Annotated in this window: 19 protein-coding genes; 4 read left to right on the forward strand and 15 right to left on the reverse strand. The window is 70.9% G+C overall.

From position 1 onward, the window contains the following. From A5714_RS15520 to A5714_RS15535, 4 genes are all read left to right on the forward strand, one after another. A partial coding sequence (locus tag A5714_RS15520) for an alpha/beta hydrolase (RefSeq protein WP_068286418.1) occupies window positions 1–759 on the forward strand: 759 nt, incomplete at its 5' end. Between the two features lie 22 nt (window positions 760–781). After that, window positions 782–1,747, forward strand: a complete 966-nt coding sequence (locus tag A5714_RS15525) for an alpha/beta hydrolase (protein ID WP_068286427.1) — start codon at window positions 782–784, stop codon at window positions 1,745–1,747. Between the two features lie 10 nt (window positions 1,748–1,757). Beyond that, a complete protein-coding gene (locus A5714_RS15530) occupies window positions 1,758–3,254 on the forward strand; it encodes an NAD(P)/FAD-dependent oxidoreductase (RefSeq protein WP_068286432.1) in 1,497 nt (498 codons plus the stop codon). Window positions 3,255–3,262: 8 nt separating this feature from the next. Further along, window positions 3,263–3,826 carry a pyridoxamine 5'-phosphate oxidase family protein gene (locus A5714_RS15535; RefSeq protein WP_068286438.1) on the forward strand — a complete coding sequence of 188 codons (564 nt, stop codon included), beginning with the start codon at window positions 3,263–3,265 and terminating at the stop codon, window positions 3,824–3,826. Between the two features lies 1 nt (window position 3,827). Here A5714_RS15535 and metK read toward each other — a convergent pair whose 3' ends face one another. The 15 genes from metK to A5714_RS15610 all read right to left on the reverse strand — a co-directional run bounded on the left by metK (window position 3,828) and on the right by A5714_RS15610 (window position 18,605). Next, window positions 3,828–5,039, reverse strand: coding sequence for a methionine adenosyltransferase (gene metK / locus A5714_RS15540; protein WP_068067340.1), 1,212 nt, complete (start codon window positions 5,037–5,039; stop codon window positions 3,828–3,830). Window positions 5,040–5,131: 92 nt separating this feature from the next. Then, window positions 5,132–6,382: a bifunctional phosphopantothenoylcysteine decarboxylase/phosphopantothenate--cysteine ligase CoaBC gene (gene coaBC, locus A5714_RS15545; RefSeq protein WP_068067163.1), complete on the reverse strand. Its 1,251-nt coding sequence runs from the start codon at window positions 6,380–6,382 to the stop codon at window positions 5,132–5,134. A gap of 15 nt (window positions 6,383–6,397) precedes the next feature. After that, a complete protein-coding gene (gene rpoZ / locus A5714_RS15550) occupies window positions 6,398–6,724 on the reverse strand; it encodes a DNA-directed RNA polymerase subunit omega (protein WP_068067161.1) in 327 nt (108 codons plus the stop codon). Window positions 6,725–6,790: 66 nt separating this feature from the next. Beyond that, the gene (gmk, locus tag A5714_RS15555; RefSeq protein ID WP_082959768.1) at window positions 6,791–7,462 is read right to left on the reverse strand and encodes a guanylate kinase; all 672 of its coding nucleotides are present in this window, start codon (window positions 7,460–7,462) and stop codon (window positions 6,791–6,793) included. A gap of 88 nt (window positions 7,463–7,550) precedes the next feature. Beyond that, window positions 7,551–7,865, reverse strand: coding sequence for an integration host factor, actinobacterial type (gene mihF / locus A5714_RS15560; protein WP_003872557.1), 315 nt, complete (start codon window positions 7,863–7,865; stop codon window positions 7,551–7,553). A 453-nt stretch (window positions 7,866–8,318) separates the two neighbouring features. Further along, window positions 8,319–9,146 carry an orotidine-5'-phosphate decarboxylase gene (gene pyrF, locus A5714_RS15565; RefSeq protein ID WP_068067155.1) on the reverse strand — a complete coding sequence of 276 codons (828 nt, stop codon included), beginning with the start codon at window positions 9,144–9,146 and terminating at the stop codon, window positions 8,319–8,321. Then, a complete protein-coding gene (gene carB / locus A5714_RS15570) occupies window positions 9,143–12,520 on the reverse strand; it encodes a carbamoyl-phosphate synthase large subunit (RefSeq protein ID WP_068286446.1) in 3,378 nt (1,125 codons plus the stop codon). The genes pyrF and carB overlap by 4 nt, the downstream gene beginning before the upstream one ends. Continuing rightward, window positions 12,520–13,653 (reverse strand): glutamine-hydrolyzing carbamoyl-phosphate synthase small subunit, encoded by a 1,134-nt coding sequence (gene carA, locus A5714_RS15575; RefSeq protein WP_068067150.1) that lies wholly within the window; start codon window positions 13,651–13,653, stop codon window positions 12,520–12,522. Before carA ends, carB begins: the two co-directional genes overlap by 1 nt. Next, a complete protein-coding gene (locus A5714_RS15580; protein WP_068067337.1) occupies window positions 13,650–14,171 on the reverse strand; it encodes a transporter in 522 nt (173 codons plus the stop codon). The genes carA and A5714_RS15580 overlap by 4 nt, the downstream gene beginning before the upstream one ends. Beyond that, the gene (locus A5714_RS15585) at window positions 14,168–15,472 is read right to left on the reverse strand and encodes a dihydroorotase (protein ID WP_068205063.1); all 1,305 of its coding nucleotides are present in this window, start codon (window positions 15,470–15,472) and stop codon (window positions 14,168–14,170) included. The genes A5714_RS15580 and A5714_RS15585 overlap by 4 nt, the downstream gene beginning before the upstream one ends. Beyond that, on the reverse strand, window positions 15,469–16,428 hold the full coding sequence (locus A5714_RS15590; RefSeq protein ID WP_068286450.1) for an aspartate carbamoyltransferase catalytic subunit: 960 nt from the start codon (window positions 16,426–16,428) through the stop codon (window positions 15,469–15,471). Before A5714_RS15590 ends, A5714_RS15585 begins: the two co-directional genes overlap by 4 nt. After that, complete coding sequence (gene pyrR / locus A5714_RS15595) at window positions 16,425–17,009, reverse strand: bifunctional pyr operon transcriptional regulator/uracil phosphoribosyltransferase PyrR (protein ID WP_068286457.1); 585 nt, start codon at window positions 17,007–17,009, stop codon at window positions 16,425–16,427. The genes A5714_RS15590 and pyrR overlap by 4 nt, the downstream gene beginning before the upstream one ends. A 124-nt stretch (window positions 17,010–17,133) precedes the next feature. Then, window positions 17,134–17,559, reverse strand: coding sequence for a cellulose-binding domain-containing protein (locus tag A5714_RS15600; protein ID WP_068286459.1), 426 nt, complete (start codon window positions 17,557–17,559; stop codon window positions 17,134–17,136). A 96-nt stretch (window positions 17,560–17,655) separates the two neighbouring features. After that, window positions 17,656–17,898, reverse strand: a complete 243-nt coding sequence (locus A5714_RS15605) for a sigma factor-like helix-turn-helix DNA-binding protein (RefSeq protein WP_068286461.1) — start codon at window positions 17,896–17,898, stop codon at window positions 17,656–17,658. Beyond that, complete coding sequence (locus tag A5714_RS15610) at window positions 17,895–18,605, reverse strand: GntR family transcriptional regulator (protein WP_082959769.1); 711 nt, start codon at window positions 18,603–18,605, stop codon at window positions 17,895–17,897. Before A5714_RS15610 ends, A5714_RS15605 begins: the two co-directional genes overlap by 4 nt. Window positions 18,606–19,017: the final 412 nt, after the last annotated feature.

Below are 19,017 nucleotides of genomic sequence, written 5' to 3' on the forward strand. Positions count from 1 at the left end.
GGCATCCGGATTTATTGGCCCACAACCGATTCCGTCGACGAACCGGCGCCCGTGGTGATGTTCTTCCACGGCGGCGGTTTCGTGGTGGGCGACCTGGACACCCACGACGGCACGGCTCGCCAACACGCGGTCGGCGCGGACGCCGTCGTGGTGTCCGTCGACTACCGGCTGGCGCCCGAACACCCCTACCCCGCCGCCGTCGAAGATGCATGGGCCGCAACGCTTTGGGTGGTCGAGCACGCCGAGGAGCTGGGGGTGGACCCGAACCGGCTCGCGGTGGCCGGCGACTCGGCCGGTGGCACCCTGGCCGCGGTGATGGCGCAGCGCGCCCGTGACAACGGCGCACCGCCGGTCGCCTTCCAGCTGCTCTGGTACCCCTCCACGATGTGGGACGCGCGGCTGCCGTCGTTCACCGAGAACGCGACGGCGCCGATCCTGGACGTCGAAGCGGTGGCGGAGTTTTCGCGCTGGTACGCCGGCGAGGCCGACCTGTCCAACCCGCCGCCGGGCATGGCGCCCGGCCGCGCCGACGACCTCAGCGGGTTGGCGCCGGCCTACATCGCCGTCGCCGGGTACGACCCGCTGCGCGACGACGGCATCCGTTACGGCCAGCTGCTGGCCGCCGCCGGCGTCGCCACCGAGGTGCACAACGCCGAGACGCTGGTGCACGGCTACCTCGGCTACGCGGGCGTCGTCCCGGCCGCCACGGCCGCGCTCGACCGCGCGATGGGCGCGTTGCGAACCGCCCTGCACGGCTGAGGCCGTCGCGTACGGTGAATCCATGAGCGAGCCGAGCACCACGCGACCCGCAATCGACCCGGCGTTGAAGGCGGTTCTCGACGCCTTCCCCCTGACGTTCCGGGCGTCCGACGGCGTGCAGGCCGCCCGGTCGCGGCTGAAGCTGCTCAAGGTGCCGCCGGAGCTGCTGCCGCAGCTGCGCACCGAGGACCGCACCGTCGCGCACGGCGACCAAGGCGACATTCCCGTGCGCATCTACTGGCCGACCGACACCGCCGCCGACCCGTTGCCGGTGGTGGTCTTCTACCACGGCGGCGGATTCTGCTTGGGCGACTTGGACACCCACGACCCCGTGGCCCGCGCGCACGCCGTCGGCGCCGAGGCCATCGTGGTGTCCGTCGGCTACCGGCTGGCGCCCGAACACCCGTTCCCGGCCGGGGTCGACGACAGCTGGGCGGCGCTGCGCTGGGTCGCCGAGCACGCCGCCGAACTGGGCGGCGACCCCAGCCGGATCGCCGTGGCCGGCGACTCCGCCGGCGGCAACCTGGCCGCGGTGATGGCCCGCCTGGCCGTCGACAACGGCGGCCCCGCCCTGGCGTTCCAGTTGTTGTGGTACCCGGTGGCGGCCGCCGACCTGTCGCTGCCGTCCTTCACCGAGAACGCCGACGCGCCCCTGTTGAACCGCGACGTCATCGACGCCTTCCTGTCCTGGTATCTGCCCGACACCGACATCAGCGACCCGACGGTGCTGCCGCTGACACTGGCGCCGGCGAACGCCGCCGACTTCGCCGGGCTGCCACCGGCCTACATCGGCATCGCCGAACACGACCCGCTGCGCGACGACGGGGCCCGCTACGCCGAATTGCTCAGCGCCGCAGGGGTTCCGGTCGAGCTGGTCAGGGAGCCGATCCTGGTTCACGGCTATGTCAGCTTCGCGTTGGCCATTCCGGCCGCCGCGGAGGCCACCGAACGCGGCCTCGTCGCGTTGCGTAAGGCGCTGCACCCCTAGGGAGGCCCCCATGAGCTCACCCGTGCCGGCGAGCCCGGACCACGACGTCGTCATCGTCGGCGCCGGCTTCTCCGGCATCGGGGCCGCGATCAAGCTCGACAAAGCGGGTATGACCGACTACCTGGTGATCGAGGCCGGTGACGGCGTCGGCGGGACGTGGCACTGGAACACCTACCCCGGAATCGCCGTGGACATTCCGTCGTTCTCCTACCAGTTCTCCTTCGAGCAGAACCCGCGTTGGTCGCGCACCTACGCCAAGGGTCGCGAGCTGAAGGCGTATGCCGAACACTGCGTCGACAAGTACGGCATCCGCTCGCGAATCCGGTTCAACACCAAGGTGATCGGCGCCGAGTTCGACGACGACCACGCGCTGTGGCGGGTCCGGACCGACCGCGGTGACGAGCTGACCGCCCGGTTTCTGATCAGCGCCAGCGGCGTGCTGACGGTGCCGAATCTGCCCGACATCGACGGCGTGGACTCGTTCGCCGGCCTCACCATGCACACCGCCCGCTGGGACCACGCCCAGGACCTGACCGGCAAGCGCGTCGCCGTCATCGGCACCGGCGCCTCGGCCGTGCAGGTCATTCCGGAGATCGCGCCGATCGTGGCCCAGCTCACCGTCTTTCAGCGCACCCCGATTTGGTGCTTCCCCAAGTTCGACGTCCCACTGCCGGTGCCCGCGCGCTGGGCGATGCGGGTCCCCTTCGCCAAGAGGGCGCAGCGGCTGCTCAGCCAGGCCTTCGTGGAGGTGACGTTCCCGATCTCGGCGCACTACTTCACGGTGCTGCCGCTGGCCAACCGCATGGAGGGGGCGGCCAGGGCGTATCTGCGGCAGCAGGTCCGCGACCCGGCGGTGCGCGACCAGCTCACGCCGCGCTACGCGGTGGGGTGCAAACGGCCCGGCTTCCACAACGGCTACCTGGCCACCTTCAACCGGGACAACGTGCGGCTGGTCACCACGGCGATCGACAAGATCACGCCCTCGGCGGTGGCGACGACCGACGGCGCGGCCCACGAGGTCGACGTGCTGATCCTGGCCACCGGCTTCAAGGTGATGGACCCCGACAGCATGCCCACGTTCGCGATCACGGGCAGCGGCGGCACGACGCTGAGCGAGTTCTGGAACTCCCACCGGTTGCAGGCCTACGAGGGCGTCAGCGTCCCGGGCTTTCCCAACATGTTCAGCATCATGGGCCCCTATGGGTACGTCGGCTCCTCGTATTTCGCGCTGATCGAGACGCAGACGCACCACATCGTCCGGTGCCTCACGCGCGCCCGGCGCGGCGGCGCGACGCGCGTCGAGGTGACCGCGGCGGCCAACGACCGGTTCTTCGCCGAGATGATGCGCAAGCGGCACCGCCAGATCTTCTGGCAGGACAGCTGCCGGCTGGCCAACAGCTACTACTTCGACAAGAACGGCGACGTGCCGTTGCGACCCACCACCACGCTCGAGGCCTACTGGCGCAGCCGCCGCTTCGACCTCGACGACTACCGATTCACCGCCTAGGAGACGGCGTGGCCAAGGAATTCGACCGCCTCGACGATTCGCTGCGGGACTTCATCGGCGAGCAGGCCGTGTTCTTCGTGGCCACCGCCCCTTCCGAGGGTGGCCGGATCAACCTGTCGCCCAAGGGTTACGGCGATACCTTCGCGGTGCTCGACGACCACACCGTCGCGTATCTGGACCTGTTCGGCAGCGGCGTCGAGACCGTCGCGCACCTGCGCGACAACGGCCGGATCACCGTCATGTTCTGCTCGTTCACCCGCAGCTCGCGGATCCTGCGGCTGTTCGGCACCGGGCGCGTGGTGCGCCCGGACGACGCCGAGTTCGCCTCGCTGGCAGCGCATTTCGGCGATCGGCACCCCGGGGTGCGCAGCGTCATCGTGATCGCCGTCGAACGCATCGCCGACGCCTGCGGCTTCGCGGTGCCCTACTACGAGCTCGTCGACGAGCGGCCGGTGCTCGACAAAGCGCACGCCAAGGCCACCGACCGCACGTGGGCCGGCGCCGTCGCGCGCAACCAACGCAGCATCGACGGGCTGCCCGGCCTCGACGCCGACCACCCGGCGCCGCGCTAGCTCAGATGGCGCGCTTGAGGTCGTCGACCTTGTTCAGCTGCTCCCACGGCAGCTCGATGTCGGTGCGGCCGAAGTGGCCGTACGCGGCGGTCGGCGCGTAGATCGGGCGCAGCAGGTCCAGGTCGCGCACGATCGCGCCGGGCCGCAGGTCGAACACCTCGGGCACGATCTTCTCGATCTTGACCGGGTCGACGGTGGCGGTGCCAAACGTCTCGATGAACAGCCCGACCGGGGCGGCCTTGCCGATGGCGTAGGCCACCTGCACCTCTACCCGCTCCGCCAGGCCGGCGGCGACGATGTTCTTGGCCACCCACCGCATCGCGTACGCCGCCGAGCGGTCCACCTTGGACGGGTCCTTGCCGGAGAAGGCGCCGCCGCCGTGGCGGGCCCAGCCACCGTAGGTGTCGACGATGATCTTGCGGCCGGTCAGGCCGGCGTCGCCCTGTGGGCCGCCGATGACGAACTTGCCGGTCGGGTTGATCAGAACGCGAGTGGACGACGAGTCCAGCGTCTCGTGCGCCAATTCCGTCAGGACGGTCTCCAGGACGTGCTTGCGGATGTCGGGATCCAGCGTCTTCTCCAGGTCGATCCCGTCGGCGTGCTGGGTGGAGACCACCACGGTGTCCAGCCGCACCGGGACGTTGTCCTCGTACCCGATGGTGACCTGCGTCTTGCCGTCGGGGCGCAGGTAGGGCAGCGTGCCGTTCTTGCGGACCTCGGTCAGCTTGCGCGCCAGCCGGTGCGCCAGCGCGATCGGCAGCGGCATCAGTTCCGGGGTGTCGCTGATCGCGTAGCCGAACATCAGGCCCTGGTCGCCGGCGCCCTGTGAGTCCAGCGGGTCCGCGGCGCCCTCGACACGCGTCTCGTGCGCGGTGTCCACGCCCTGCGCGATGTCGGGCGACTGGCGACCGATGCCGATGTTGACGCCGGCGGTCTCGCCGTCGAAACCCTTGTCGGACGAGTCGTAGCCGATGTCGAGGATCCGCTGCCGGACGATGTTGGGAATGTCGGCGAACGCCTCCTTGGCGGCCGTGGTGACCTCACCGATGACGTGCACCTGACCGGTCGTGACGGCCGTTTCGACGGCCACACGTGAACGCGGGTCCCCCGCCAGCAGCGCGTCGAGGACCGAGTCGCTGATCGCGTCACAGATCTTGTCCGGATGCCCCTCGGTCACCGACTCGCTGGTAAACAGGCGACCCTTTTCGCTCACAATCACAATCCTTCCAATTAGTTAGTAAGCCGAATTATATCGGTCTGCGGCGGGCGCCCGGCACCCGTCCCGGTGCCGGGGCGACGGACGTCCTATGCGGTGCCGCCGTGCAGGAACGCGGCGATCGCATCCACGATACGACTGGCCATCAGCGTCTTGGAGCCGTGCTGCAGCGCCGCCTCGGTCCCGTCGGACGCCAGCAACCAGCCGTCGTTGCTGTCCACCTCGAACGCGCGGCCCTCGCCGACGGCGTTGACGACCAGCAGGTCACAGCCCTTCCTGCGCAACTTGGCGCGGGCGTGAAACAGCACGTCGCCGGCGGCGTCACCGGTCTCGGCGGCGAACCCCACGATGGCGTGCATGTTGGGCAGCTCGCCGTGCGCGCGGGAGCGCACCACGCCGGCCAGCACGTCGTCGTTGCGGATCAGGTCGATCGTCGGGGCCGCGTCGGAGGCGTCCGGGCTTTTTTTAATCTTGGCGGCGGCAACGTGGGCGGGCCGGAAGTCGGCGACCGCGGCGGCCATCACCAGCACGTCGGCCTCGGGCGCGTGCTTGGACACCGCGTTGCCGAGCTGTTCGGCGGAGCTGACGTGCACGACGTCGACACCGGCGGGGTCGACCAGCCCGGCGGTGTGGCCGGCGATCAGGGTGACCTGGGCGCCGCGCTGGGCGGCCACCCGCGCGACGGCGTAACCCTGCTTGCCCGAGCTGCGGTTGCCGACGAAGCGCACCGGGTCGATGGGTTCGCGGGTGCCGCCGGCGGTGACCAGCACCCGGCAGCCGGCCAGGTCGTAGGGCAGCGCGTCGTGGCGCTCCAGCAGCAGCTCGGCCAGGGTGGTGATCTCCTCGGCCTCGGGCAGCCGCCCCGACCCGCTGTCCGAGCCGGTGAGCCGCCCCGCGGCGGGCTCGAGGACCACCGCGCCGCGGCGGCGCAGCGTGGCGACGTTGTCCACGGTGGCCGGGTGCAGCCACATCTCGGTGTGCATGGCCGGCGCGAACAGCACCGGGCACCGGGCGGTCAGCAGGGTCGCGGTCAGCAGGTCGTCCGCCCGGCCGGCCACGGCGCGGGCCAGCAGGTCCGCGGTGGCCGGGGCGACGACGACCAGGTCGGCCTGCTTGCCGAGCTGGACGTGCGGCACCTCGGGGACGTCGTCGAAGACCCCGGTGCGCACGGGCTGGCCGGAGAGCGCCTCGAAGGTGGCGGCGCCGACGAAACGCAGCGCCGATTCGGTGGGGATGACGCGGACCGAGTGGCCGGCCTCGGAGAGCTGACGGACGACGGTGCACGCCTTGTAGGCGGCGATACCGCCGGCTACCCCGACGACGACCCGTTTACGGTCCACAGCGCGCCCGGCCTATTACTCGCCCTCGGTGTGCTCGAGCAGGTCGGCGTGGATCTCGCGCATCGCGATGGACAGCGGCTTTTCCTGCAGGCCGGGCTCGACCAGCGGGCCCACGTACTCGAGGATGCCCTCGCCGAGCTGGTTGTAGTAGTCGTTGATCTGGCGGGCCCGCTTGGCGGCGTAGATCACCAGGGCGTACTTGCTGGACACGCGGTCCAGCAGCTCGTCGATCGGCGGGTTGGTGATGCCCAACGGCGTGTCGTAGGCGCTCTGGCCGCCGGCGGCCGGGTCGAACTGGTCGGGGACGGCGGACAGCGTCGCGTCGGGCTGGGAAATACTCACGAAGGTCAATCTCCTTGGCGGGCTAGAGCCCCGAAACGGCGCGCGGGCCGCTAAGAAACTCGGTGTTCACTCGTGCTCGGATGGGGTCTGCCGGGTGGCCTGACCGGCCTGGTGGTGCGGGCTCGGCGCAGTTCCCACCAGCAAGGATACCAATTCGGCGCAGGCAGACTCCAATCGACTGTTGACCACCACGCGGTCGAAGTCGTCCTGAGCGGCCATTTCGATGCGGGCGGTCTCGAGCCGGCGCTCGATCGCCTCCGGGGTTTCGGTGCCGCGGCCGATCAGCCTGGCCTGCAGGTCGTCCCAGCTGGGCGGCGCCAGGAACACGGTCAGGGCCTCGGGCATCGCCCGCTTGACCGCCCGGGCCCCGGCCAGGTCGACCTCGATGAGGACGGGGAAGCCGCCGGCGGTGGCGGCCCGGACCGGCTCGGCCGGGGTGCCGGACCGCTGCAGGCCGCCGTGGATCTCGGCCCACTCGAGCAGCGCGCCCTCGTCGATGAGCTGCTGAAATTGCCCGGGGCTGACGAAGTGGTAGTCGACGCCGTCCACCTCGCCGGGCCGGGGCGCGCGCGTCGTGGCCGAGACGGAGAAGTGCAGGTCCGGGATGCGCTCGCGCAGGCAGCGAACCACGGTCGATTTACCGACCGCGGAGGGACCGGACAGCACGACCACCCGTCCCTGACCTGATCGGTCGGGACGTGCCCCGTGCTCGGTGTCCGGTCCCCCGCCAGCGCTCATCGGCGCCCCGCGGTCGGTACGCCCGCAGGACAGGCTCGATCGTCCGCCTCGTCAGGCCATGCGGCGGCCTGCATCGTCGGCGGACGGGTTAGGAGCCGAACTTTTCCAGCAGGGCCTTGCGCTGCCGATCACCGAGGCCACGCAGGCGGCGGGTGGGGGCGATCTCCAGCTCGGTCATGATCTCCTGCGCCTTGACCTTGCCCACCTTGGGCAACGCCTCCAGCAGCGCCGAAACCTTCATCTTGCCCAAGACCTCGTCGGTCTCGGCGTCCTTGAGCACCTGGCTCAGGTTGGTGCCGCCGCGCTTCAGCCGGTCCTTGAGCTCCGCGCGCGCTCGACGTGCGGCAGCCGCCTTCTCCAACGCGGCCGCGCGCTGCTCGTCGGTCAACTGGGGAAGGGCCACGATTCCTCCGTATCTGATCAATCAATCGCAATCGATCTCTTTGTGTCTCTGCCGGGTACTTCAGCCAGCGGGAACGACCGTACTGCGGCCTCCTGACGAAATCTAACCCGCCCCCCTGGTTACGGGGACAAACGCCCAGCATGACCGGGGGTGCGGCGCGGTCACGCGCGGCGCCCCAACCGGCGCGGCGAACCCCCGCGCACCGACCGGCAGGGCCCCTCACCCGGCCGTCGCGGATCCCCCTTGCAGGGCTCTGAACAGCGGTTATGCCGTATCGTAACGGGCAGTGCGCGCCGCCGGAGGCGTTGCGGCGGGCCGCCGCGGCGGGGCGCCGGCGCGAACCCGGCGCGCCCGGTGCGGCGGATCACGCATTTTTCGTGCCGTGTCGCGCGTGTCGCGCCGGCGGTTCGCTGCAGGTCGGCGCCCCTGCGCGGGCGCCGCGGCGGCGTCTGGCTAGAGCGACTGCAGGTAGGACACGGCGTCCAGCATCCGTTCGGCGGCCGCCCGCAGGTCCGCCACGTTCGGGCCGGCGCGCAGCACCTCGCGGGCCACCGCGGGCAGCAGCTGCCCGGGGTCCGCCCCGCCGAGCCCGGCCAGCCCCTCGGGCCGGCCGCCCTGCACGCCGAGGCCGGGCACCAGGACCGGGCCGCCCAGCGCGCTCAGGTCGGGCGGCGTGAGGACCGTCGCGCCGACCACGACGCCGACGTAGCCGGGCCCGAACGGGGCGGCCGACCGGTTCACCACGGCGGCCTGGTCGACGACCAGCTGCGCGACCGTGCGGCCGTCGAACGCGGCGCGCTGCACCGTCGCGCCCTCCGGGTTGGAGGTGGCGGCCAGCACGAACACCCCGCGGTCGTTGGCCGCGGCGGTCTCGAGCAGCGGCCGCAGGGAGCCGAACCCGAGGTAGGGGGCGGCCGTCACGGCGTCCGCGGCCAGCGGGGAGTCGCCCGCCCACGCCGTGGCGTAGGCGGCCATGGTCGTGCCGATGTCACCGCGCTTGGCGTCGGCGAGCACCAGCACGCCGGCCGCCCGCAGCGCGGCGATGGTGCGTTCGAGCACGGCGAAGCCCGCCGCGCCGTACGCCTCGAAGAACGCCACCTGCGGTTTGACGACGGCGAATCCGGCGAACGCCTCGACGCAGATGTCGCTGAAGGCCGCCAGCCCGTCGGCGCTGGTGGGCAGGCCCCAGGCCCGCAGCAGCTCGGTGTGCGGGTCGATGCCCAGGCACAGCGGCCCGCGGCTGGCTTTGGCCGCGGCCAACCGGGCGCCGAACCCGGTCACGGCGCCTCGTCCCCCACGGCGGCCCCGGTGCCGAGCTGGCTGTGCAGCTCCTGCAGGCAGCGCACCCCGATGTCGCCGCGGATGCCCGCCTCGATGCCCTGGATGGCCGCCGAGGCGCCCTGCACCGTGGTGACGCACGGGATGTTGACCGACACCGCGGCCGAACGGATCTCGTAGCCGTCGACGCGGGGGCCGGAGTTGCCGTAGGGGGTGTTGATCACCATGTCGACCTCGCCGGCCCTGATGGCGTCCACCGCCGAGGCCGTCGGGCGCCCCGGCTGCGGGGGCTCGAAGTGCTTGCGCACCTCGTCGCACGGAATCCCGTTGCGGCGCAAGGTTTCCGCGGTCCCCTCGGTGGCCAGCACCCGAAATCCCAAGTCGGCCAGGCGCTTGACGGGGAACACCAGCGACCGCTTGTCGCGGTTGGCGACCGAGACGAACACCGTGCCCTGCGCCGGCAACGATCCGTAGGCCGCGGTCTGGCTCTTGGCGAAGGCGGTGCCGAAGTCGCGGTCGATGCCCATCACCTCACCGGTGGACTTCATCTCCGGGCCGAGCAGCGAGTCGATGGCGGCCCCGTCGACGCGGCGGAACCGGTGGAACGGCAGCACGGCCTCCTTGACCGCGATGGGCGCGTCGTGCGCGGCGTGGGCGCCGTCCCCCGACGCGGCCAACATCCCTTCCTCGCGCAGCGTCGCGATGCTGGCGCCCAACATGACTCGCGCGCACGCCTTGGCGAGGGGCACCGCGGTGGCCTTCGACACGAACGGCACCGTGCGGCTGGCGCGCGGGTTGGCCTCCAGGACGTAGAGGACGTCGTCCTTGAGCGCGTACTGCACGTTGAGCAGCCCCACCACGCCGATGCCGTGCGCGATGGCCTCGGTCGCGCGGCGCACCTTCTCGATGTCGCTGCGCCCCAGCGTCACCGGCGGCAGCGCGCACGCCGAGTCACCGGAGTGGATGCCGGCTTCCTCGATGTGCTCCATGATCCCGCCGATGTAGACCTCGGTGCCGTCGCACAGCGCGTCGACGTCGATCTCCACCGCGTCCTCGAGGAAGCGGTCGACGAGGACCGGATGCTCCGGGGACAGCTCGGTGGCGCGGGTGATGTAGTCGCGCAGCGTGTCCTGGTCGTAGACGATCTCCATGCCACGCCCGCCGAGCACGTACGACGGCCGCACCAGGACCGGGTAGCCGATGTCCTCGGCGATCCGGCGGGCCTGCGCGAACGTCGTGGCCATGCCGTATTTCGGCGCCGGCAGGCCCGCGGTGGCGAGCACGTCGCCGAAGGCGCCCCGGTCCTCGGCCAGGTCGATGGCTTCCGGCGGCGTGCCCACGATGGGCACCCCCGCGTCGGCCAGGCGCTGCGCCAGGCCGAGCGGGGTTTGCCCGCCGAGTTGCACGATCACCCCGACGACGCCGGGGCCGCCCGCGCCGGACTGCGCCTCGGCGTGGAAGACCTCGAGCACGTCCTCGAACGTCAGCGGCTCGAAGTACAGCCGGTCGGCGGTGTCGTAGTCGGTGGACACCGTCTCCGGGTTGCAGTTCACCATCACGGTCTCGAACCCGGCCTGGGACAACGTCTTCGCCGCGTGCACGCAGCTGTAGTCGAACTCGATGCCCTGGCCAATGCGGTTGGGGCCCGAGCCCAGGATCAGCACCTTGGGCCTCTCGGTCTGCGGGGCCACCTCGGTCTCGGCCGCCGGGTCGAGTTCGTAGGCGCTGTAGTGGTACGGCGTCTTCGCCTCGAACTCCGCCGCGCAGGTGTCCACCGTCTTGTAGACCGGGTGGACGCCGAGGCGCTCGCGCAGCGACCGCACCCCGTTCTCCCCCGCCAGCTCGGGCCGCAGCGCGGCGATCTGGCGGTCGGAAAGGCCGCTGTGCTTGGCCCTGCGCAGCAGGTCCGCGTCGAGGACGGGCGCGTCGATCAGTTCGCTGCGCAGCCTGCCGAGCTCGGCGATCTGCGCGACGAACCACGGGTCGACGCCGCTGGCGTGCGCGACGTCCTCGATCGAGGCACCCAGCCGCAGCGCCAGCTCGACGTCGTAGAGCCGGCCCTCGGTGGGCGTGCGCAGCCGGGCCAGCACCTCGGCCGGCCCGTTTTCGGCCGCCGCCGGATCATCGGGTTTGGTCCAGAACCCGGCGCGGGTGGTCTCCAGGGACCGCATCACCTTGCCGAGCGCCTCGACGAAGTTGCGGCCCAACGCCATCGCCTCGCCGACCGACTTCATCGTGGTGGTCAGGGTGGGGTCGGCGCCGGGAAACTTCTCGAACGCGAACCGCGGCGCCTTGACCACGACGTAGTCCAGGGTGGGCTCGAAGCAGGCGGGCGTCTCCTTGGTGATGTCGTTGACGATCTCGTCCAGCGTGTAACCGATGGCCAGCTTGGCGGCGATCTTGGCGATCGGGAAGCCGGTGGCCTTGGACGCCAACGCGCTCGAGCGCGACACCCGCGGGTTCATCTCGATGACGATCAGCCGGCCGTCGCTCGGGTCGATCGCGAATTGGATGTTGCAGCCGCCGGTGTCGACGCCGACCTCGCGCAGGATGGCGATGCCGAGGTCGCGCATCCGCTGGTATTCGCGGTCGGTCAGCGTCATGGCCGGCGCGACGGTGACCGAGTCGCCGGTGTGCACGCCCATCGGGTCGACGTTCTCGATCGAGCACACGACCACCACGTTGTCGCGGCCGTCGCGCATTAGCTCGAGTTCGTATTCCTTCCAGCCGTAGATGGATTCCTCGATCAGGACGTTGGCGCTGGGCGAGGCGGCCAGGCCGGCGCCGGCCATCCGCTCCACGGCCTCGGCGGAGTCGGCCATGCCAGACCCGAGCCCACCCATGGTGAAGCTGGGCCGGACCACCACCGGCAGGCCCAGCTCGGCGACGGTCTCGCGGACCTCGTCCATGGTGAAACACACGCGGCTGCGGGCGGATTCACCGCCGACCTTGGCGACGATGTCTTTGAACCGCTGCCGGTCCTCGCCGCGCTGGATGGCGTCGAAATCGGCGCCGATCAGCTCGACGCCGTAGCGCTCCAGCGCCCCGTTCTCGTACAGCGCGACCGCGGTGTTGAGCGCCGTCTGCCCGCCGAGGGTGGCCAGCACCGCGTCGATCTTGTTGCCGCGCTGGGCCTGCTGGGCGATCACCCGTTCGACGAAGGCCGGGGTGATCGGCTCGACGTAGGTGAAGTCGGCGTATTCCGGGTCGGTCATGATGGTCGCCGGGTTGGAGTTGATCAGGCTGACCTGCAGGCCCTCGGCGCGCAGCACCCGGCAGGCCTGGGTGCCCGAATAGTCGAATTCGGCGGCCTGGCCGATCACGATCGGCCCGGAGCCGATCACCAGCACGTGCTTGAGGTCGGTGCGACGCGGCACTAGCGCCCCTTTCCGCGATGTTGCTCCGCCATCAGATCGATGAACTGGTCGAACAGGTACTCCGCATCGTGCGGCCCGCCCGCGGCCTCGGGATGGTACTGCACCGAAAACGCGGGTCCGTCAACGAGTTTGACGCCCTCGACCACCCCGTCGTTGGCGCAGGTGTGGCTCACGACCGCCGGGCCGAACGGGGTGTCGAACCGCTGGCCGGCCTCCCCCTCCAGCGCGAAGCCGTGGTTCTGGGAGGTGACGGCCACCCGGCCGGTCACGTGGTCGATCACCGGGATGTTGATGCCGCGGTGCCCGAAGACCATCTTGTAGGTGGATAGTCCCAGCGCTCGGCCCAGAATCTGGTTGCCGAAGCAGATGCCGAACAGCGGGATCCCGGCGCCCAGCACCTCGCGGGTGAGCGCGACCACATGGTCGGCGGTCGCCGGATCGCCGGGGCCGTTGGACAAGAAGACGCCGTCGGGTTGCAAGTCAGCGATCCGCTCGAACGTCGCCGACGACGGCAGGACGTGGGTGCGGATGCCGCGCCGGGCGAAGTTGCGCGGGGTGTTGGTCTTGATGCCCAGGTCCAGGGCGGCGACGGTGAACCGTTGCGGCCCTTCGGGATCCACGACGTAAGCGTCGGGCGTGGTGACCTCCCCCGCGAGGTCGGCACCCAGCATCGAGGGCTGCTCCCGCACGCGTCGCACCAGTTCCTGCGGGTCGGCGAGCGCGTCGCCGGAGAACACCCCGGCCTTCATGGACCCGCGGGTGCGCAGGTGCCGCACCACCGCGCGGGTGTCGATGCCGGCGATCCCGACGATCTGCTGACGGACCAGCTCGTCCTCCAGGGTGCCGTTGGCGCGCCAGTTCGACACCCGCGGCGACGGATCGCGCACCGCGTACCCGGCCACCCAGATCTTGTCGCCGCGGCTCTCGGCGTCCTCGGAGTTCCAGCCGGTGTTGCCGATCTGCGGGGCGGTGGCCACCACGATCTGGCGGTGATAGCTCGGGTCGGTCAGCGTCTCCTGGTAGCCGGACATGCCGGTGGAAAACACCGCCTCGCCCAGCGTTTGACCGACCTTGCCGAACGCCGTGCCGGTGAAGACGCGGCCGTCTTCGAGAACCAACTGCGCCTTGCTCACGCTACCTCTTCCTCCCGGCCGTCCCGCCGGTCTTCCAGCCACCCGTCATAGTCGTGGCGGTCGTTGCCCCGAAATCCGGTGTCGATCTCGACGCCCGAGGGCAGCCGCCAGCGAATCGCCAGGATCGAGTTCTTGCCGGCGACCTTGCCGGCCATGCCGCGCTCCGTGCGGACGGCCGAAATCGCTTCCTGCGGAATCCAGATGGGGTTGGCGCGGATGCGCTCGAGCAGGATGCCCGCGGAGTATCGGGTCAACACCGCCTTGCTGCGGTATCCCAGGTCACCGGCCGTGATCCGGTCGTTCCACGCCGGCGCCAGCGTGCAGCCGACATAGACGCCCGGGATGGTGGCGATCGCGGCGCCGACGGTGTCGGGCACGTCGGGCAGTTCACCGATGAGTTCCGTCTGCCGCTGCGCGCGGTGTCGCCAGCCGCGCATCATCAGCTGAATCACCACGGCGATGACCACCACCAGCACGGCCGCGAAGATGAGCGACCCGACCAACGTGCCGGAATTCATGCCGGGCACTTCCCTTCTCGCGCGGTCACCGTGCCGCGCAACAGGGTGGCGGTCACGGTGGCGGGCAGGGTCATCGCCTCGAACGGCGTGTTGGCCGACCGGCTGGCCAAGCCGGACCCGGCGACGGTCCAGGTGGCGTCCGGGTCGACGACCGTGAGGTTGGCCGGTTCGCCGACCTCTAGCGGCCGGCCCTGGTCCGGCAACCCGACGATGCGCGCGGGGTTCTCGCTCATCACCCGGGCCACGCCGCGCCAATCCAACAGCCCCGGCACCACCATGGTCTGCACCACGACCGACAGCGCCGTCTGCAACCCCAGCATGCCGGGCCGCGCGGCGGAGAACTCGCAGCACTTCTCGTGCTCGGCGTGCGGCGCGTGATCGGTGGCCACGCAGTCGATGACGCCGGCGGCCAGCGCCTCGCGCAGCGCCGCGGCGTCGGTGGCCTCCCGCAGCGGCGGGTTGACTCGGTTCACCCCTTCGTAGCTGGCCAGCCTGCCGTCGTCGAGCATCAGGTGGTGCGGAGTGACCTCGGCAGTGATCGAAATACCTTGCGCCTTAGCCCATTTCAGCAACTCGACGGTGCCGGCGGTGGAGGCGTGGCAGATGTGCACCCGGGCGCCGGCGTCACGCGCCAGCAGCGCGTCGCGCGCGACGATCGACTCCTCGGCCGCCCGCGGCCACCCCGACAAGCCGAGGCGCGCGGCGGTGGGTCCCTCGTGGGCGACCGCACCGACGGTCAACCGGGGCTCCTCGGCGTGCTGCGCGACCAGCACACCGAGGCCGGTGGCGTATTCCAGGGCGCGACGCATCACCAGCGGGTCGTGCACGCAGACACCGTCGTCGGAGAACATCCGGACCTGGGCGGCACCGGCGGCCATCATGCCCATCTCGGTGAGCTCGGTGCCCGCCAGCCCGACGGTGACGGCTCCCACGGGGTGCACATCGACGAGGCCGACCTGCTGACCGCGGTGCCATACGTGGTCGGTGACCACCGGGCTGTCGGCGACCGGGTTGGTGTTGGCCATCGCGAAGACCGCGGTGTAGCCGCCCAACGCCGCTGCGGCCGAGCCGGTTTCGATGTCCTCGGCGTATTCGCGGCCCGGCTCGCGCAGGTGGGTGTGCAGGTCGACGAACCCGGGCAGCAACACCTGCCCGGCCGCGTCGAGCACGTCGGCCGTGTCGGGGACGTCGAGGCCGGTCCCGATCCGGGCGATCTGACCCTCGAAGCCGGGAACGTCGACGAGCACGTCGACGGGGTCGCCCTCCCCGTACAACCGCACGCCGCGGATCAGCACCGTCACGCCACACCCACCTCCCCGGCGGACTCGGTGCCGACCAGCACGTGGAACAGCACCGCCATCCGCACGTGCACACCGTTGGAAACCTGTTGCAGCACTGCCGATTGCGAGGAGTCGGCCACCGAGGAGGCGATCTCCATGCCGCGCAGCATCGGGCCGGGGTGCAGCACCACGGCGTGACCGGGCAGCAGCGCCTGGCGCCGATCGGAGAGCCCGTAGCGGGCGGAGTATTCGCGCACCGACGGGAAGAAGCCGCCGTTCATCCGCTCGGCCTGCACCCGCAGCATCAGCACCGCGTCGGCGGCGGGCAGCTCGGCGTCGAGGTCCCCGGTGACGGTGACGGGCCAGCCGTCGACCCCCACCGGCAGCAGCGTCGGCGGGGCGACCAGCACCACCTCCGCACCCAGGGTGTGCAGCAGCATCACGTTCGAGCGCGCGACCCGGCTGTGCAGGATGTCGCCGACGATCACGACGCGCCGACCCTCGATGCCACCCAGCCGCTGGCGGATGGTCAACGCGTCCAGCAGCGCCTGGGTCGGGTGCTCGTGCGTGCCGTCGCCGGCGTTGATCACCGACGGACCCGAACTCTCTTGCGCCGCAGTCCAGTCGGCGAGTAGGTGAGCCGCCCCGGAGGCCGGGTGGCGGATGATGAGCGCGTCGGCGCCGGCCGCGCGCAGGGTCAGGGCGGTGTCGCGCAGCGACTCCCCCTTGCCGACGGACGACCCCGTCGCGCTGACGTTGATGACGTCGGCGCTCATCCATTTGCCGGCCACCTCGAACGACACCCGGGTGCGGGTGGAGTTCTCGTAGAACATCGTGATGATCGTGCGGCCGCGCAGCGTCGGCAGCTTCTTGATCTCGCGGCCCACCAGCGCCTGGGAGAACCGGTCGGCGTCGTCGAGGATGGCGGTGGCGTCGTCGCGGGTCAGGTCACCGGCGGCGAGAAGGTGGCGGGTCATCGGGAGATCACCACCCCGTCGCGGTCGTCGTGCTCGCTCAGCAGGACGTGCACGCTCTCGGTGCGCGAGGTGGGGACGTTCTTGCCGACGTAGTCGGCGCGCAGCGGCAGCTCGCGGTGGCCGCGGTCCACCAGCACCGCCAGCTGCACCACCCGGGGGCGGCCGACGTCGCGCAGCGCGTCGAGCGCGGAACGCACCGAGCGGCCGGAGTACAGGACGTCGTCGACCAGGATCACCAGGGCGCCGTCGATGCCGCCCGCCGGGATCGCGGTGGCCTCCAGCGGGCGGGGCGGCTTCTGCATCAGGTCGTCGCGGTACAGCGTGATGTCCAGGGCGCCGTGCCCGACCTGCACGCCGCTGTATTCGCCGATGTGACCGGCCAGCCGGTTGGCGAGGATGACCCCGCGGGTCGGGATGCCCAACAGCACCACGCGCGGCGCATCCGGCGCGTCCAGCGCGGTCTTTTCGATGATCTGATGCGCGATACGGGAGATGGTGCGGCCCACGTCGGCCGCCGACATCAACTCCCGGGACTCGCCGCCCTTGATACCGGCAGAGCCGGCGTCGCCCGCAGCACCCATGCGAAAACCTTGACCTCCTTCTCCGCCTCTCTGGACGGATCGTTAAAGGATGTCGACTGCCCGGCAGCCTAGCATCTCTTCACGCGAGGTCGCGGCGGCGTGTCGGCAAAGCACGCCGGCGTCGCTAAGCGCAGTACTGCCCGTTGAGCAGACAGTTCGTCGGTGGCGCGTAGGTGCCGGTGACCACGCCCCGGAAACCGCCGGTGGCCGAGCTCCCCGGCGCGATGGAGTGATTCCAGTTGGCGGGCGTGAGGATGTAGTGAGTGCCGGACTGGGTGACGGTGCTGTTCCAGGTGTGCAGGACGGACTCGTTGGCCGGCAGGTCGAACTCGAGCTTCCAATCGGGCAGCGTCGCCGCACTGGCGTTGGTGACGGTGAAGTGGGCGATGAAGCCGTCCTGCCACGCGTGGGACACCGACAGCGTCGCCGTAACCGCGGCCGCGTGGGCCGCCGGGGCGATGGCGAGCCCCGCGGTGGCGGTGATCGCCGCCGACACGATCACGGGAAGCGCTGCGCGCCAGCGTTTCACGGGGATGTTCAGTCCGGCCATAGCACCCAAGACTAGAGCCCGGCTTTGTGAACTCACCCCCGCGGCGCGGGTGCGCTGCCGGACCTTTGCGTAACCGCAACCGTCACGAAATCCGGGCTAGCGTCGATGCGGCAGCAAGTAGTCGAGGTCCCGGCGCAAGGCGTGCAGGGCATGGTGCAGGCGACACTTCACCACCGGTTCGGTGATGTTCAGGTCGGCCGCGATCCGGCGCGTCGTCCAGCGCAGGCAGTATGCCCGCACGAAGACCTCGCGATGCGACTGCTCCAGGCGATCGAGTGCCTCCGACACCGCCGCGCGGTCGAACAGCGCACCCAACGCTTCGATCCCCTGGGCTTTCACGAGGGCACGTCCGTCGTGCGGTGGCCGTCGACGCCGGCCGTCACCGCCAGCGAGTTACCGGCGTGCCCGACCTCCTTTTCCAGCAGGTAGCCGAGGATGAAGTCGTGCGACGTCGCCAGGTGCTCGCGGACCAGGCGGGCGGCCAACGCGGCGTCGCCGGCCTCGACGGCCGCCAGGATGTCCAGGTGTTCTCGCACCAGGTGCTCGGTCTGCCCGATCACCTCGAGGTGGACGTAGAGGTAGCGGTCGGTCAGTCCGCGTAATCGTTCGACGAGCTCGATCATTCGCGGGCGGTTCGCGCGCTGGTACACCGCCGCGTGGAAGTCCGCGTTGGCGGTCAGCCAGGTGCGCGCGTCGGCATACTCCTCCATGATCTCGAGCTGCCTGCGCATGGTCAGCAGGTCCGCCCGGCCGACGTTCGGGACGGCGATCTGGGTGGCGAGCGGCTCAACCGCCTCGCGCAGCTCGTAGAGCTCTTGCAACTCCGCCACCGACATTCCCCGCACAGCCGCGGTCGCGTTGGACGTCGGATCCACCAGGCCTTCACCGGCGAGGATCTGCAGCGCGTCACGAACCGGAATGCGGCTCACCGAGAACCGGGCGGCCAGGCTGTGCTGGGAGAGCTTTGCCCCGGGCGCCAAGCCGCCGTGCAGAATCTCCGAGCGCAGCTGCGCCGCCACCCGTTCCGCCGCAGTTCCGTATGCCATCGCACCATCCTGTATACCGGTTGGAGCGATTGTATATGCCTAGCGCCGCGACGGCGAGACATGTAGCTATGCGCGTTGTCGGGAGGCAGCGCCACGTCCGATGAACCGAACCACCGCGAGCGCGCGCGGCGGCGCTGACCGAGCGGGCCGCGCGGCTCGGGGTGGCGGTGCGGAACGCGCCGCACCGGCAGAAACCGAGGGCAGCGTGACCATCCAGCCGGCGCCCGAGACCATGACGTGGGCGACGGCGCTGCTGCCGGTGGCGCAGGGCGTCGAGGTGTGCGCGGCGCCCACGGCGCCGCCGAAACCACACTCCGCCGCTGCGCGGCGACGCCGGTTAGGGGTTCGGCGACGGGGGCAGCGCGGGGGCGGGGGGGGGGGGGGGGGGCGTCGACGCTGCCCGGGGCAAACG

Origin of the sequence: Mycobacterium sp. E2462, from assembly GCF_001672685.1 — a bacterium.
Classification (GTDB): domain Bacteria; phylum Actinomycetota; class Actinomycetes; order Mycobacteriales; family Mycobacteriaceae; genus Mycobacterium.